The following is a 15,070-nucleotide window of genomic DNA, read 5'->3' on the forward strand; positions in this document are numbered from 1 at the left end:
GAGTGTTGTCTCCCTTATCCATATTCCGTACTATGTATGTCACTTTGGATTCTGGAATGTTTAATGAATCGAAGGGGTGAACGAAATGGCAGCATGGATGATGGTCTTGGCATTAACATTTTCATCAAGTATCGATAACTTAGGGGTAGGAATTTCTTACGGCATTCGAAATATAAAAATTAGTCATCTATCAAACTTTATTATTTCGATAATTTGTTTTTTATTTAGTGTAGTAGGAATATATTTTGGCTTATGGCTGTCAAAAATTTTACCTGGGATTATGCCTGTTGTAATCGGTTCGTTCTTATTAGTGATAATTGGTCTCCGAATTATTTTACTAGCAATTCCTCGTAAAGTTCCGGTGCAAGAGACTGAGGGAGAAGTGGCAAGTACAGAAATAAATGGTTTAACGAAAAATATCGGTAAATGTGGTGAAATCGGTTTTGTAGAGTCTATTTTTCTTGGAATTGGTTTGTCTGCGAATGCACTAACGAATGGTTTAGGAGCAGGGTTGTTCGGTTTGAATCCAATTGCCATTTGTATTGCCGCTGCAGTGGGTAGTTTTATTACGGTATGGGGTGGAGTTGCGTTAGGGAGAAAGATTGCTCACGTTCGTATCGGTAAATTCACTTTAGGTCAGTTTGGAACATTGATTAGTGGAACATTATTATTAGTTATTGCGTTTGCTGCATTTTTTGATTAATTCATAGAAGGTGAGTGAAATTGAGATTACTGTATAAAAGGCTAAAATATTCGGAGTTAGAGTCGGAGTTGCAATTAGTTGAAAGTGTTTTAACTTCAGGATACTTTATTTTATTAGATTTGCTCTTTGTGTCTTTCTTATTGATGATACTAACCTTTTCTCTACATCATTCATTTTTTATGGCCATCGTCATATTCGTGAGTTCTTACATAATTTGCGGTAGTGTATTTGTATTATTACGGAAATGGTTAAAATAATTTTAAAAAGCTATCTTGAATATAAGATAGCTTTTTTGTTTGCAAAATATAAACATATAAAGGGACTTCTATCTTGTAAATGGTCAGAAAAATTTGTTAATATAAAATGTATAGTGATGTAGTTATTTTTCATATAATAACTATGGTTATTCTCGTGAATAAAGGGGAATGAGATATGTCTCAAGATCATGAAAAAAGTAATCTTGGATTGTTGTTGAAAAAATTGCTTAAGGAAAAGTCTTTATCGATGCGAAAACTTAGTGCGCTCACTAATATTGATACCGCTACAATTTCAATGATTGTAAATGGTAAGCGAAAGGCGAATCCAAAGCATTTGCAAAAGTTTGCAGAGAGCCTTGATGTTCCGGTAGGTGATTTGTTTGTAGCGGCAGGTTATTCTATTGACACGAAACAGGAGGAGCAATCTGATATTCACGTTTCTATTAATAATATTGAACACTTACTTGAATCTGCTCAGCTATATGATCAAAAGTTTAGTATATCGAATGTAGAGCAGCAGTTAGCGAATTATGAACAATATTCGCAAACAGAAGAAGGGAAAGAAACAATTGAAAAGGGGTTTCTTGAAAAGATTCAAAAGGTAAGCAGTATTGGCCCATTTATTAATGATTTGAAAGAATTGTACGAGAGATTTTCGAAGAAGAAAGGAACGACTGCAGAACTTGCTTTAATGGGAAGTGCGCTTATTTACTTTATATTATCGGTCGATGTAATCCCAGATTATATATTTCCAATCGGCTATTTAGATGATGCGGTTGCGGTACAACTCGTTTTAAATGCACTAATGAAAAGATAAGATGTTTATATGAATAGATAGATGAAGATATTTATATACCAATAGTTTGGGATAATTGTATCGTTATGAATATACGAAAAAGGTGTACCCCGTGTTAGAACGGAGTACACCTTTTTCGTTTTAATTAGCCGATTTTTCTACATACTCATAAGCTTTCTCCCCATGCATTGAAATATCAAGTCCCATATGTTCCTCGTGCTCATCTACCCGGACAGGGAGGAAGAAGTTAATTGCTTTAATAATCGCGTACGTCATGATGATTGTGAACGCATATGTTGCGCCGATTGCTACAAGTTGTTTCAACAGTAACGCGGCGTTTCCGTAAAATAATCCGTTAGCACCATCGCCGTTTACGGCAGTAGTTGCAAATAGTCCTGTCGCAATGCCGCCCCAAGTTCCGCCGATGCCGTGACATCCGAATGCATCGAGTGTATCGTCGTACCCAAATTTTGTTTTTAAGAAAAAGACCGCTCCGAAGCATAATACGCCCCCAATTGCTCCGATAAGAAGAGCTGAGAAAGGTGTAACGAACCCGCAAGCTGGCGTAATAGCGACTAGACCGGAAACGACGCCACAAGCAGCTCCCATCGCAGTCGGTTTTGATTGGAAGAACCACTCTGAAAGCATCCAAGTTAATGCAGAGGCAGCGGCAGCTATATTTGTATTAATAAATGCAGTTAAAGCTACATCATTTAAAGATAATGCGCTTCCGACGTTAAAACCGAACCAGCCGAACCACAGTAAACCAGCTCCTAACATCGTAAATGGTAAATGATGAGGAGAAGAACCGTTTATGTTTTTTCGTTTTCCAAGGAAAATAGCTAATACAAGGCCAGCCACGCCAGATGTAATATGAACGACATTACCACCAGCGAAGTCTAACGCACCAATTTCTCTTAGCCATCCGCCAACGCCCCATACCCAATGAGCGACAGGATTGTAAACGATTGTTGTCCATAGAAGGATGAAAATAAGGAAAGATGAAAATCGCATTCTTTCGGCAAATGCTCCTGAAATTAAAGCGGGAGTTAAAATAGCGAACATGAGTTGAAACATCATAAATAAATTGTGAGGAATGGTAGATGAGTAGTCTGGATTTGGTGCGTAGGTAACTCCGTTTAAACCGAACCAATCGAGTGTGCCGATAAGTCCGTGCCAATCTGGTCCGAATGATAAAGAATAACCAATTATAATCCATTGAATCGAAACGATAGCCATTGCGCTATAACTATGCATTGTTGTACTGAGTACGTTTTTACTGCGAACCATACCCCCATAAAAAAGTGCTAATCCTGGTGTCATTAACATGACCATTACTGTCGCTACAAACATAAAAACTGTATCTCCCGTATTCATTCTCTCTCCTCCTGTAATGTTAGAAAAAATAACATCAATTTGTTATGTTTCATATCATATTCGAAATGAAAGGAAAAATCAACTAAAAATTCAGAAAACTTTATGTATCATGTTAGGAAATCTAACATGGAGTATTTTGAGAAGAGTGAAATCAACGTATGCGATTCGTTCGGATAATTGGTATAATATTCTTACAATTAAAAAACATGGGGGATGCGTGTGGGGAAAATACATACTAGGAAATTATTCATTTGTTTTTGTTTAACTGTCGTTTTGTTTGTACCAATACATACATTTGCAGACGAAAAAAGAGAGTGGCGAGACGAAGTTATATATTCCATTATGATTGATCGTTTTAATAATGGGGAACCAAAAAATGACAAACAGTTAGAAGTTGGCAATTTAGAAGGATATCAGGGCGGAGATATAAGAGGCATTATAAAAAGACTGGATTACATAAAAGAAATGGGATTTACGACTGTTATGCTTTCGCCGCTTTTTGAAAGTGTAAAATACGATGGGTTAGATGTGCGCAATTTTCAGAAGGTAAATGAACATTTCGGAACAGAAAATGATGTGAAAGAACTTGTGCAAGAAGCTCATGCAAAAGGAATGAAAGTTGTATTTCAATTTCCACTTGGAGAAAACGAACAACAAGTAATCGACTCGATGAAATGGTGGATCAAAGAAGTTGATTTAGATGCAAGTTATGTAATACATAGTGAAAAAAAGTCGCCTGCTTTTTGGGATGATGTGCAAAAAGATATGCAAGTGATAAAGAAAGATTTTCGAGTTATGACAAAAGAAGATAGTGAATACAACGAAAAAATAGTAGATGCGTTTTCCAAAGCGGACGTATCGGTGAAACCTTTATATGATGTGAGTAAAAAAGACGGAGCAGCCGCTACATTTTTAGATAATCAAGATACAAAAAGATTTGCTCGTATTGCAAAAGAGAATATGAATTATCCACCATCTCGTTTGAAACTCGCTCTTACATATTTATTAACAACACCAGGTATTCCGAATTTTTATTACGGAACTGAAATTGCATTGGATGGAGGAGGTACGCCAGATAATAGACGATTAATGGACTTCAAATCAGATGAAAAGTTTATGCAACACATAACGAAACTCGGTGAGCTTAGACAAGCGAGACCATCTTTACGCCGCGGTACGTTTGAGCTTCTATACGATAAAGATGGAATGAGTGTACTAAAGAGAAAGTATAAAGATGAAGTGACAGTAGTAGCGATTAATAATACGAAAGAAACACAAAAAGTTGCTTTACCTGCAAGTGCGGTTGGTGAAAAACAAGAGTTAAGGGGATTGTTAGAAGATGAAATTATAAGAGAAGAAAACGGAAAATTTTATCTCGTTTTAAAGCGTGAGGAATCAAATGTGTATAAAGTTAACGGGGAAACAGGTGTGAATTGGCTATTTATTTCTTTAATCGTCGGTGTGAACGTATTGTTTATTGCTTTTTTAATTGTGGTTAAAAAGAGGCGGAAATAAGGGGATATTCTCTTTTGTGTTCAATTAAAAGTGCGTGATGAGGTGAGATGTTTGAGTCTTCTTATCGTATTCGTAATTCTGTATTTTGTGGATAACAGTGACGATGGGGAATTTGTTCGGTGGGACAGGTTAAGGAGAAAACTTTCTCCCTAGTCTGTTTTTCTTTGAAGTAAGACTCTCACCTCGAAATGCAACTGAGCAAAGAAGTAAAAAAATCGATAGAAGCAACAATAATTGAAAATATACTAATTTTACATTACATTAAAGGGTGAAAAGTTTTTTGTTACTCATTGAGGGTTATATTTGAGGAGGAAAAATGGAATTTTACGATTTGGGTATTACCATTAAAGAACTTAGAATGAAAAAGAATATATCACAATCTGAATTGTGTCATGGAATATGTTCGCAAAGTCAAATTAGCAAAATAGAAAAAGGTATGATTTATCCATCTAGCATATTGTTATATCAATTATCTGAAAGACTTGGTATTGATCCAAATCATATTTTCGCACTAACTCAAAACAAAAAACTAAAATATGTAGAAAATGTAAAATGTGTAATGAGAGATTGTACAAAACAAAAACAATATAATGAACTTTATGAAATAGTGAAACAAGAGAAAACCGAAAATAATTTCCAGTTAAAAGAAGATAAACAATTTCTAATATGGCATGAAGCGATTGCTATATTTTATGTGAATAAATCAATAAAAACTGCTTTAAATCTTTTAAATAAGGCACTAAAACTAACTGTAACGAATGGTGATTTTTTATCAGAAAGAGAAATAGATATTATGCAGTCGATGGCTATATTTCATTGGGCAAATAAAGAATATGAAAAGAGTATTACTATATTAAGAAGATGTTTAACTAATTTTAATAAGTTAGATTTCCCTAGAGATAAAGAGGTTAAATTAAAAATCATTTTTAATTTGGGGAAAATGTTAGGTCATGTAAATCAACATGAAGAGGCAATAAAATACAATGATATGGGTATTAAATTAGCTATTAATCTAAATACTTTATATTTATTAGGCGAATTATACTATGGAAAAGCTTGGAACATGCTAAAGCTGAAACAATGTAATGAAGAAGATGTAGCTGATAATATGAAAAAAGCATTATTTATCTTTGAACTAACAGAAAAAGAAGATCTGATAAAAATAGTTAAAGAAAAATATTTTGAACAACAAAATAAAAAAATCACTCATAATTTCTGATGAACATCTTATTATTCTCTATAAAAAAGCACCTTATGGTGTCTTTTTTATGACTTATATCATCAATTATTACAGTTCGTAGGTTTCTTATACCAAGCTTTGTTGATGTATTTACAATTCGCAGGTGTTGAAGTTTTAGATGTATCCCCAGGTGTAGTTATATTATTAGAACACCCTGCAATATATAGACAGAATGTAGTTAATAAAAAACATAGTATTAATTTCTTCAAATAACCACTTCTAACTCTTTTTAATTAACATTTTTCATAAAATAAATTCTTTACTAATTTTACATTACAGGAAAGGGTGGAAAATATTCTTATACTCATAATTTGTTACATTTGATTGGGGAGGGAGGTTTTTGTTCCGATTTTTAAAAGGGTCTTCTTCATTTATGCATAAAATTTATCCGATTGCCCGTAAGCCTAGACTTTTACACGCTAAAAAGAAAAACATCCTCTACATAGAGGATGTTTTTCTTTTTAGCGGTAGTTAATAAATTGTACGTCAATCGGTAAATCAGCGCTACGAACTGCTGCGATAACTGCTTGTAAGTCATCACGGCTTTTTGCTGTAACACGTACTTGATCATCTTGTACTTGTGTTTTTACTTTTAATTTCATTTCTTTAATGATGTTGTTAATTTTTTTCGCGTTATCTTTATCGATACCTTGTTGAAGTGTTGCGCGTTGGCGAACAGTGTTACCAGCTGCCGCTTCAACTTTGCTATAATCTAAGTTCTTAATTGGAACGTTACGTTTTACAAGTTTAGAAATAAGAACGTCTTTTACTTGCTCTAATTTGAACTCGTCGTCAGAAGTTAAAACAAGTACTTCTTTTTCAAGTTTAATATCACTTTTACTTCCTTTAAAGTCATATCGGTTTTGGATTTCCTTTAATGCGATATTAATTGCGTTTGTTACTTCAGGTAATTCTACTTTCGAAACGATGTCAAAAGAACTATCTTTTGCCATAGTTAGCACCTCCAAATATATTTCTAATCTTTTTATGTACTGTACATACTAAAGTATAGCTGAAAACGAGCTTAGACTTAAGTGTTTTCATACTTATAATGATGTAACCTCATTTTATTATAGTGAATTTTGGGCAGTTGGACAAATAAAGGAAAAATCGTGTTATAATTAACTTTTGTTTGGAATGATAAAAAGATAAAAAAGTTAATTTTATATATATAGAAGGGAATTAAAAAATATGTATTTACAAATAGGATCGATTGAACAGGTAACTGTTTTACGCGAAACGGAAATCGGATATATGGTTGGAAATGAAGAAGAAGAAATTTTTCTACATAAAAATGAAGTAGCTGGAGAAATTGAAGAAGGCGATACGATTGATGTATTCTTATACCTTGATCACCAAAATCGTATTTCGGCAACAATGAAGGAACCAATTATTACAACGTATGATTGGAACTGGGTAAAGGTTGTAGAAGTCATTCCTAGTCTAGGTGTGTTTGTTGACATTGGTGTATCAAAAGATATACTAATTCCAGCTGATGAATTCCCAATTTATATGCCAGTATGGCCAGAAGTTGGAGACGAATTATATTGTACGTTAAAATTAACGAATCGTGATCGTTTAATTGCTCTTCCAGCAAGAGACAGTGATATGCAAGAAATCGTTGTAGATGCAACGCCATCTATGCGTAATAAAAACGTAAATGGACGTGTATATCGTTCACTTCAAGTTGGTTCATTCGTCTTAACAGATGAGCATTTCCGTGCATTTTTACATCATACAGAAAGAAAAGAACAAGTTCGCATCGGTCAGCGCGTAACGGGACGAATTATTGATGTAAAAGATGACGGCACAATTAACATTTCACTTCTTCCTCGTAAAGAAGAAGGAATGGAAGATGATGCTGCAGTGATTTATGCATATATGGAAGAACGAGGCGGAGCAATGCCATTTTGGGATAAGAGCTACCCAGAAGACATTAAAGAACGTTTCAATATGAGTAAAGCTGCATTTAAGCGTGCGCTTGGTAAGTTGATGAAAGAAGAAAAGGTTTACCAAGAAGAAGGTTGGACGTACTTTAAGAAATAAAGGAAATAAAAAGCACCACCTTATATTTTACCTATAAGGTGGTGCTTTTTTAATTCCCTTGCTCATGTACAAGAGTGAACGTATCTTTCAATTCACTATCATTTATTTTAATATTTGCTTTTTTTAATTCATTTTGCAATAGTTTTTTGCCGAATATAGGGTCAGAGATACGTTCTTCTTCTAAGTTTTTGCGAATAGAGTCTTTCACTTCATCATAAGGCTTTAAAGCTTTTTTATCAGTTAATTTAATAATATGATAACCGTTTGGTGATGCAACGGGATTGCTAATTTGTCCGACTTTTAGTTTATAGGCAGCAGTTTCAAATTCAGGTGCCATTCTACCTGAATTGAAGTATCCAAGGTCTCCGCCTTTCTCTTTTGATAGCAGGTCTTGTGATTCTTGTTTTGCTAGTTCTTCAAATGAAGCACCAGCATCTAATTTTTTCTTTATTTCTTTTGCTTCATTTTCGTCACTTACTAAAATGTGGCTTGCTTTAATTTCTGGTTTATAGTGGTCTTTTACGTCTTTTTCTGTAATACTTTTCTTAATCGCTTCATTCATAGCAAGTTTGAACTTAATTTGATTTTTGAAATCAGCTTCATCTTTTAAACCATTGTTTTTCAATACGTTTTTAAATTGGTCTCCGTATTGATTTTTCGCTTTTTGTACTTCTTTATCTACATCATCGTCAGATACTTTATATTTTTTCGTGATAACGTCTTGTGCCATCATTTCGTATAGCATGTCTTTTCCATAACGATCTTTTAACTGTTTTTCGAAGTCGCTCTTCGTAATGGTTGAGTCTGTTGCTGTAGCGACTGTATCTGAGTCGTTTTTTTGTCCACAAGCAGATAGCATTAATATACTTAGTAGTGCAGTAATAATGAAAATGTGTTTCCCTCTCATGCTAACACCTCATCCGAATATGTTATCGCTATTGTAGAATATAGAAGTGAACATGAAGTGAATTTTTAATGTTTTTTCCCTGTAAACTGTAAAAAAAGTACACCAACAATATTGTTGGTGTACGATGGAATCAAAGGTGATCGGTCTTTTTAGAATAGGCACGCTTACCTTGCTCTATATTCTTTTGTTCTTGCTCATTTTTTTGCGCGCGTTTTGCATTATTATCGCGTGCTTTTTTGTCGTTATCACTCGTATGTGGCATATGTATCAACTCCATTTCTAAACGTTGTACGTTTATCATTTCCTTTTTCGTAAAGACTATGTATAGCAGTGTATTCATGAATAATGAAGGTGGATTGGAAATGGATTTGAAGTTGAATTATACCGAACTTATAAAGAAGTTAATCGTTGTAATCGTCGCAGGTTTGTTAAATGCGATTGGAATGAATTTATTTTTAACGCCAGCGAAAGTGTATGCAAGTGGCTTTGCTGGATTGTCTCAATTGCTATCACAAATATTAGGTGATTTTTTATCTATTCACATATCAACCGGGATATTATTTAGCTTGTTTAATATTCCTGTCGTTATTTTAGCCTGGAAAAAGGTTGGAAAGGCCTTTACTTTCTTTAGTTTTCTTTGCGTTATCTTTATGACTATGTTTTTAGAAATTATCCCTGTTAGGGCAGTTTCGAACGATATCATATTAAATGCGATTTTTGGCGGGCTTATTTCAGCAATCGGGGTAGGGATTGCGTTGAAGTGGGGGGCTTCTACAGGTGGTTTAGATATAATCGCCATGATTTTATCAAAGATTAAAGACAAGCCTGTCGGTACGTATTTTTTCTTCTTTAATGCACTGATCATTATCGCTGCCGGCTATGTGTATGGATGGGAAAAAGCATTATATACTTTGGTGACTTTGTATGTGTCAACGCGAATCATCGATGCAATTCATACGCGTCATGTGAAGATTACGGCATTAATCGTTACGAAAAATGGGGCGGATGTAAGAAAGGCGATTCACTCACGCTTAGTGAGGGGGATTACAACTATACCGGCAACTGGTGCTTATACGAATGAAAATAAGGAAATGTTAATGATTGTTATTACTCGTTACGAACTGTATGAATTAGAGAGGGTTATTAAACAAGTAGATCCGGGGGCATTTACAAACGTTCTGCAAACGGTTGGGGTATTCGGATTGTTTCGAAAAGATTAAAGAGGACCAAAGCTGGTCCTCTTTTTTAATGTGCATTCGTAATGTTTTGCAACTGCTCTTGCATTTCACGTAGCTGAGCTTTTTCAGCTGTTGAAGAGTTTGCGTAAGCAGAGTGCAAAGCGTTTTTTGCTCTATATACGAGATCTTGTTGCTCGGTGCCGCTTGAACAAGATACGGCATTTGCAACAGCATCTCTAGCTTGTTGAAATAGTAAATTCCCCATTTAGACCCCTCCAAAAGAAGAGTTACTTCTCGCTTTTTCTGCCTCAGCTAATGTACCTCGGTACGGGAATCTTGCATCATGCTTCATAACAGCATCGGCTCCTTGTTGGATAAAACGTTTTGATTTATTCTTTTTACCCATTCGAAAAACCCCCTTTATTTAGCTGAAAACAATCGACGCGCTAACTTTTGCGTCTAATGATAGTATGAGCGTTTGGCGAGAAACTATAAGCAGGGAATTTTTAGATTACAACCCAAGAACCTCTTCTAAATATAGTGCAATGCCATCTTCTTCGTTCGTTAGCGTCGTATGGTTTGCGAGTGATTTTAATTCAGGGATGGCATTGCCCATTGCGATGCCGTGACCAGCAAATTCAATCATTTCAAAGTCGTTATCTTCATCACCGAAAGCGATAATTCGCTCTTGTGGAATGTTGTAATGACTAGAAATTTTTTGTAGTCCAACAGCTTTATTTAGTCCGCTTTTTACAATTTCAATAATCGGCCAAGGTGCGCCCCATTTTCTATGGTCAATTACTTCAGCATGCATATCAGTTAAATGTTGACGAATTGCACTGGAATGCTCGTCATGTGCGTCAATTAATAAGCAAGTTGGATGATCGTTTAAAATATTTAATAAGTCTCCTGTAAAAATGTTTGGAGAACCGAATTCAAAAATATGTTTTTTATCTTCATCAATTTCACGAACATACACATCGTCCATTACTTCAGCGTATATATTTTTTACGCCAAAATCAAAGCAAGCTCGGACAATTTCTTGTGCTGTTGCTAGCTCAAGAGGAGAGTGATGTGTGCCCCACTTTGAATCAAGAGGGTGATGTACGTAAGCGCCATTAAAGTTTACGATTGGTGTATTCAGACCAAGTTCTTTATAGTAATCATAACTAGCGCGGAATGGACGTCCTGTTGAAATAACGACAATATGTCCTTGTTCCTTTGCTTTTGCAATTGTATGTTTCGTTCGAGTGGAAATTATTTTGTTGTCTGTTAATAAAGTGCCGTCTAAGTCTAGTGCGATTAAATGCTGTTTGTTCATAATTTCACCTCTTATAATAATTTATTTTTGTTTCTATCTGTATTTCCGTTTTAATATGCAGAAATAAGAGGTTAAGCTGGGTGAGACCACCAAAGATGGAAACTTCACTATATATCCATCTTACGTCGCAAAGTGTTACGGTGTCTACTATTTCTCGCTGGAAATTAAGAAAAGTCAACATCTTTTTAGAAAGTTCAAACAATGTTTCTTTCATTATGGACAAAATGTGAAAAGGGTTACATTGTTCGTAGGATGAGGCTTATAATGAACATGTAATCTTCTCGTATATGTTTGACTCTCCTTTGAAACTGGCCTATAGTAGGTTGGTTTCTTTTTTTTCTACAAATAGGAAAGAAATCCCTGCTTTAAGCTTGTGTCATTCATGTATATGTACAAGAATGAAATGTAGTACTTGTTTCCTAAACATGACAGACAAGCTTTCTTTTAAAATGGATATACTAATGAGGCAAAGACGTCATGGAAGGAGAATGGAAATGGGACAAAATCGTAGGTTTCGTTCTGGACAAAAAGCGCCGAATGATGGCATTTACGTAGAAATTGGTGAAACGGGAAGTATGGTGAAAGATCCGCAAATGGTAAAACTAACTGCTGGTGAAAAGTTTCCAGATAACACAAATCATAACCGCCAGTGGACATATAAAAGAAAACCGTAACAGAAGCCGCAATCATTATTGCGGCTTTTTTGTCGTTATCCATTTTAATTTCATTTACCGTATATTTTTCAGTCGTATCATGCATGCTCCCTTTTTCTTTTTCCAATAATAAGTTTGAAATACATAAGCAAAATTATTGTATAAAAAAGTCAGTTGGCGTATAATCAAATCAAAGGTCAAAGAAAGTCAAACATTTGGAGGACTGTAAAGATGGACTTAAATCAAATGACAACAAAAACACAAGAGGCGATTATGAGTGCTCAATCTTTAGCGGTATCTCATCATCATCAAGAAGTAGATACTGTTCATCTCTTGTTTACATTATTAGAAGAGCAAGATGGGTTAGCAGTACGTATTTTTCAAAAAATGAACGTCGATATAGAAGCATTAAAACAAGGCGCCGAAAATTTAATTAAGAAAAAGCCTTCCGTAACAGGAAGCGGTGCAGAAGCAGGTAAATTATATATAACAGGTGCTTTGCAACAACTACTTGTAAGGGCAGGAAAAGAAGCAGAGAAATTGCAAGATGATTACATTTCAGTTGAACATGTATTACTTGCTTTTACTGAAGAAAAAGGCGATATAAACCAATTATTTACAAGATTTCATATTACGAAAGATAACTTATTAAAGTCTTTAATGACAGTTCGGGGGAATCAAAGAGTGACTAGTCAAAATCCAGAAGCAACTTATGAAGCGTTGGAAAAATATGGTCGTGATTTAGTGGCGGAAGTAAGAGCGGGGAAAATTGACCCTGTTATCGGACGCGATAGTGAAATTCGCCGCGTAATCCGCATTCTTTCACGTAAAACGAAAAACAACCCGGTTTTAATCGGGGAGCCCGGTGTAGGTAAAACAGCAATCGTTGAAGGGTTAGCACAGCGTATTGTAAAAAAGGACGTACCAGAAGGATTAAAAGATAGAACAATCTTTGCATTAGATATGAGTGCGCTTGTAGCTGGAGCGAAATTCCGCGGTGAATTTGAAGAGCGTCTCCAAGCTGTATTAAATGAAATTAAAAAGAGTGAAGGACGCATTTTATTATTCATTGATGAACTTCACACAATCGTCGGCGCTGGTAAAACAGAAGGCGCAATGGATGCAGGAAATATGTTAAAACCGATGCTTGCGCGTGGTGAACTGCATTGCATTGGGGCGACGACGTTAGATGAATATCGTAAATATATTGAAAAAGATCCAGCGCTAGAAAGACGTTTCCAACAAGTATTAGCAGAAGAACCAACTGTTGAAGATACAATTTCCATTTTACGTGGTTTAAAAGAGCGTTTTGAAATTTATCACGGTGTAAATATTCATGACCGCGCGATTGTAGCAGCATCAGTTTTATCAGATCGATATATTTCGGATCGTTTCTTACCGGATAAAGCAATTGATCTTGTTGACGAAGCGTGCGCAACAATTCGTACAGAAATTGATTCTATGCCAACAGAATTAGATGAAGTAACGCGCCGCATTATGCAGCTAGAAATTGAAGAAGCAGCTCTTGGAAAAGAGAAAGACTTTGGTAGCCAAGAACGTCTAAAAACATTGCAACGTGAATTATCGGATTTAAAAGAAGTGGCAAGCGGTATGAGAGCCAAATGGGAGAAAGAAAAAGAAGATATTCACAAAGTTCGTGACTTACGTGAACATTTAGAGCGTCTGCGCCGTGAATTAGAAGAAGCAGAAGGTAATTACGATTTAAATAGAGCAGCGGAACTTCGCCACGGAAAAATTCCTGCAATTGAAAAAGAGTTAAAAGAAGCAGAAGAAATGGGCGCGAATAATAAACAAGAAAACCGTTTATTACGTGAGGAAGTAAGTGAAGAAGAGATTGCTGATATTGTTTCACGCTGGACTGGCATTCCTGTCGCAAAACTCGTTGAAGGTGAACGTGAGAAATTATTACGATTAGAGCAAATTTTATCAGAGCGTGTCATCGGACAAGAGGAAGCAGTAAGCTTAGTGTCAGACGCAGTTCTTCGTGCACGCGCAGGTATTAAAGACCCGAACCGTCCGATTGGTTCCTTCATTTTCTTAGGACCGACTGGTGTTGGTAAAACGGAACTTGCAAAAACGTTAGCGCAGTCTTTATTTGATAGTGAAGAGCAAATGATTCGTATTGATATGTCTGAGTACATGGAGAAACACGCTGTGTCACGCTTAATTGGTGCACCTCCTGGATATGTTGGATATGAAGAAGGCGGTCAATTAACAGAAGCAGTAAGACGTAAACCGTATTCCGTTATTTTGTTAGACGAAATCGAAAAAGCACATCCAGAAGTATTCAACATTTTATTACAAATGTTAGATGACGGACGCATTACGGATTCGCAAGGACGTACAGTAGACTTTAAAAACACGGTTATTATTATGACTTCAAATATTGGATCTGCTCATTTATTAGATGGATTAGAAGAAGATGGTTCCATTAAAGAGGAATCAAGAGAACTTGTCATGGGACAATTAAGAGGACATTTCCGACCAGAGTTTTTAAATCGTGTCGACGAAATTATTTTATTCAAGCCTCTTACAACGAATGAAATTAAAGGTATTGTTGATAAAATTGTAAAAGAATTACAAGGCCGTTTAGCTGATCGTCATATTACGGTACAATTAACAGACGCAGCGAAAGAGTTTGTTGTCGAAGCTGGCTTCGATCCAATGTACGGAGCTCGTCCGTTAAAACGATATGTACAGCGTCAAGTTGAGACAAAATTAGCGAGAGAATTAATTGCAGGTACGATTACTGACAATAGTCATGTAGTGGTTGATGTAGAAAATAACGAATTAGTTGTTCATGTGAAGTAAAATAAAAAAGAGTTCGGATAAAATCCGGACTCTTTTTTTAGTGTTGTTCTACTGGCTCGTTTGGAATTGCAGCTGAAATTGCTAGTACTAATACCGCAAGAACAACTGAGAAAATAGACGCTTGGTTAAAATCGTATGTACCGCCAGTCATAGAGCCGATTACGTAGCTCATCATATGTACAAGCAAGAACGACCAAATTAATGCCCAAATGAAACGCATATTTTACACCTCTATTCGTTCAATC

At 35.6% G+C, this 15,070-nt stretch carries 17 protein-coding genes; 9 read left to right on the top strand and 8 right to left on the bottom strand.

The annotated features are described in order from the left end of the window. Window positions 1–85 precede the first annotated feature (85 nt). The 3 genes from ytaF to EKQ63_RS07495 all read left to right on the top strand — a co-directional run bounded on the left by ytaF (window position 86) and on the right by EKQ63_RS07495 (window position 1,777). Complete coding sequence (gene ytaF, locus EKQ63_RS07485; RefSeq protein WP_143880928.1) at window positions 86–703, top strand: sporulation membrane protein YtaF; 618 nt, start codon at window positions 86–88, stop codon at window positions 701–703. 20 nt (window positions 704–723) lie between these two features. Continuing rightward, window positions 724–960: a hypothetical protein gene (locus EKQ63_RS30560; protein WP_074585542.1), complete on the top strand. Its 237-nt coding sequence runs from the start codon at window positions 724–726 to the stop codon at window positions 958–960. 175 nt (window positions 961–1,135) lie between these two features. Further along, a complete protein-coding gene (locus tag EKQ63_RS07495) occupies window positions 1,136–1,777 on the top strand; it encodes a helix-turn-helix domain-containing protein (protein WP_087951651.1) in 642 nt (213 codons plus the stop codon). Between the two features lie 120 nt (window positions 1,778–1,897). Here EKQ63_RS07495 and EKQ63_RS07500 read toward each other — a convergent pair whose 3' ends face one another. Continuing rightward, window positions 1,898–3,133: an ammonium transporter gene (locus EKQ63_RS07500; RefSeq protein ID WP_143880929.1), complete on the bottom strand. Its 1,236-nt coding sequence runs from the start codon at window positions 3,131–3,133 to the stop codon at window positions 1,898–1,900. A 213-nt stretch (window positions 3,134–3,346) separates the two neighbouring features. Between EKQ63_RS07500 and EKQ63_RS07510 the strand changes: the two genes are divergently transcribed. Both EKQ63_RS07510 and EKQ63_RS07515 read left to right on the top strand, forming a co-directional pair. Continuing rightward, window positions 3,347–4,648 (top strand): alpha-amylase family glycosyl hydrolase, encoded by a 1,302-nt coding sequence (locus EKQ63_RS07510; RefSeq protein WP_143880930.1) that lies wholly within the window; start codon window positions 3,347–3,349, stop codon window positions 4,646–4,648. A gap of 316 nt (window positions 4,649–4,964) precedes the next feature. Further along, entirely contained in the window at window positions 4,965–5,867 is a 903-nt protein-coding gene (locus EKQ63_RS07515) for a helix-turn-helix domain-containing protein (RefSeq protein WP_087994578.1), read from the top strand. Window positions 5,868–6,349: 482 nt separating this feature from the next. On the opposite strand, the gene EKQ63_RS07520 is transcribed toward EKQ63_RS07515, so the two are convergent. Continuing rightward, window positions 6,350–6,841: a YajQ family cyclic di-GMP-binding protein gene (locus EKQ63_RS07520; RefSeq protein ID WP_001040152.1), complete on the bottom strand. Its 492-nt coding sequence runs from the start codon at window positions 6,839–6,841 to the stop codon at window positions 6,350–6,352. 238 nt (window positions 6,842–7,079) lie between these two features. Here EKQ63_RS07520 and EKQ63_RS07525 point away from each other — a divergent pair, with 238 nt between their 5' ends. Further along, window positions 7,080–7,934 carry a CvfB family protein gene (locus EKQ63_RS07525; RefSeq protein WP_000281266.1) on the top strand — a complete coding sequence of 285 codons (855 nt, stop codon included), beginning with the start codon at window positions 7,080–7,082 and terminating at the stop codon, window positions 7,932–7,934. A gap of 49 nt (window positions 7,935–7,983) precedes the next feature. Here the strand turns inward: EKQ63_RS07525 and prsA are convergent, their stop codons facing one another. Both prsA and EKQ63_RS07535 read right to left on the bottom strand, forming a co-directional pair. Further along, window positions 7,984–8,841 carry a peptidylprolyl isomerase PrsA gene (gene prsA, locus EKQ63_RS07530; protein WP_087951656.1) on the bottom strand — a complete coding sequence of 286 codons (858 nt, stop codon included), beginning with the start codon at window positions 8,839–8,841 and terminating at the stop codon, window positions 7,984–7,986. Between the two features lie 130 nt (window positions 8,842–8,971). Then, window positions 8,972–9,103, bottom strand: a complete 132-nt coding sequence (locus tag EKQ63_RS07535) for a DUF3941 domain-containing protein (RefSeq protein ID WP_001120845.1) — start codon at window positions 9,101–9,103, stop codon at window positions 8,972–8,974. Between the two features lie 100 nt (window positions 9,104–9,203). Here EKQ63_RS07535 and EKQ63_RS07540 point away from each other — a divergent pair, with 100 nt between their 5' ends. Continuing rightward, window positions 9,204–10,061: a YitT family protein gene (locus EKQ63_RS07540; RefSeq protein ID WP_087951657.1), complete on the top strand. Its 858-nt coding sequence runs from the start codon at window positions 9,204–9,206 to the stop codon at window positions 10,059–10,061. Between the two features lie 25 nt (window positions 10,062–10,086). On the opposite strand, the gene EKQ63_RS07545 is transcribed toward EKQ63_RS07540, so the two are convergent. The 3 genes from EKQ63_RS07545 to EKQ63_RS07555 form a co-directional block, all read right to left on the bottom strand. After that, window positions 10,087–10,284, bottom strand: coding sequence for a DUF3813 domain-containing protein (locus tag EKQ63_RS07545; RefSeq protein ID WP_087951658.1), 198 nt, complete (start codon window positions 10,282–10,284; stop codon window positions 10,087–10,089). Next, the gene (locus EKQ63_RS07550) at window positions 10,285–10,425 is read right to left on the bottom strand and encodes a hypothetical protein (RefSeq protein WP_000516816.1); all 141 of its coding nucleotides are present in this window, start codon (window positions 10,423–10,425) and stop codon (window positions 10,285–10,287) included. It lies immediately after the preceding gene. A 105-nt stretch (window positions 10,426–10,530) separates the two neighbouring features. After that, on the bottom strand, window positions 10,531–11,340 hold the full coding sequence (locus tag EKQ63_RS07555; RefSeq protein ID WP_001041235.1) for a Cof-type HAD-IIB family hydrolase: 810 nt from the start codon (window positions 11,338–11,340) through the stop codon (window positions 10,531–10,533). A gap of 494 nt (window positions 11,341–11,834) precedes the next feature. On the opposite strand from EKQ63_RS07555, the gene EKQ63_RS07560 reads away from it, so the two are divergent. Beyond that, a complete protein-coding gene (locus EKQ63_RS07560; protein WP_000531421.1) occupies window positions 11,835–12,014 on the top strand; it encodes a YjzC family protein in 180 nt (59 codons plus the stop codon). 210 nt (window positions 12,015–12,224) lie between these two features. Further along, window positions 12,225–14,825 (top strand): ATP-dependent chaperone ClpB, encoded by a 2,601-nt coding sequence (clpB, locus tag EKQ63_RS07565; protein WP_087951659.1) that lies wholly within the window; start codon window positions 12,225–12,227, stop codon window positions 14,823–14,825. 37 nt (window positions 14,826–14,862) lie between these two features. Here clpB and EKQ63_RS07570 read toward each other — a convergent pair whose 3' ends face one another. Next, entirely contained in the window at window positions 14,863–15,045 is a 183-nt protein-coding gene (locus EKQ63_RS07570; RefSeq protein ID WP_001211116.1) for a YjzD family protein, read from the bottom strand. Window positions 15,046–15,070 lie beyond the last annotated feature (25 nt).

The organism is Bacillus sp. BD59S (assembly GCF_007363175.1).
In the GTDB taxonomy this organism is placed as follows: Bacteria; Bacillota; Bacilli; order Bacillales; family Bacillaceae_G; genus Bacillus_A; species Bacillus_A pacificus.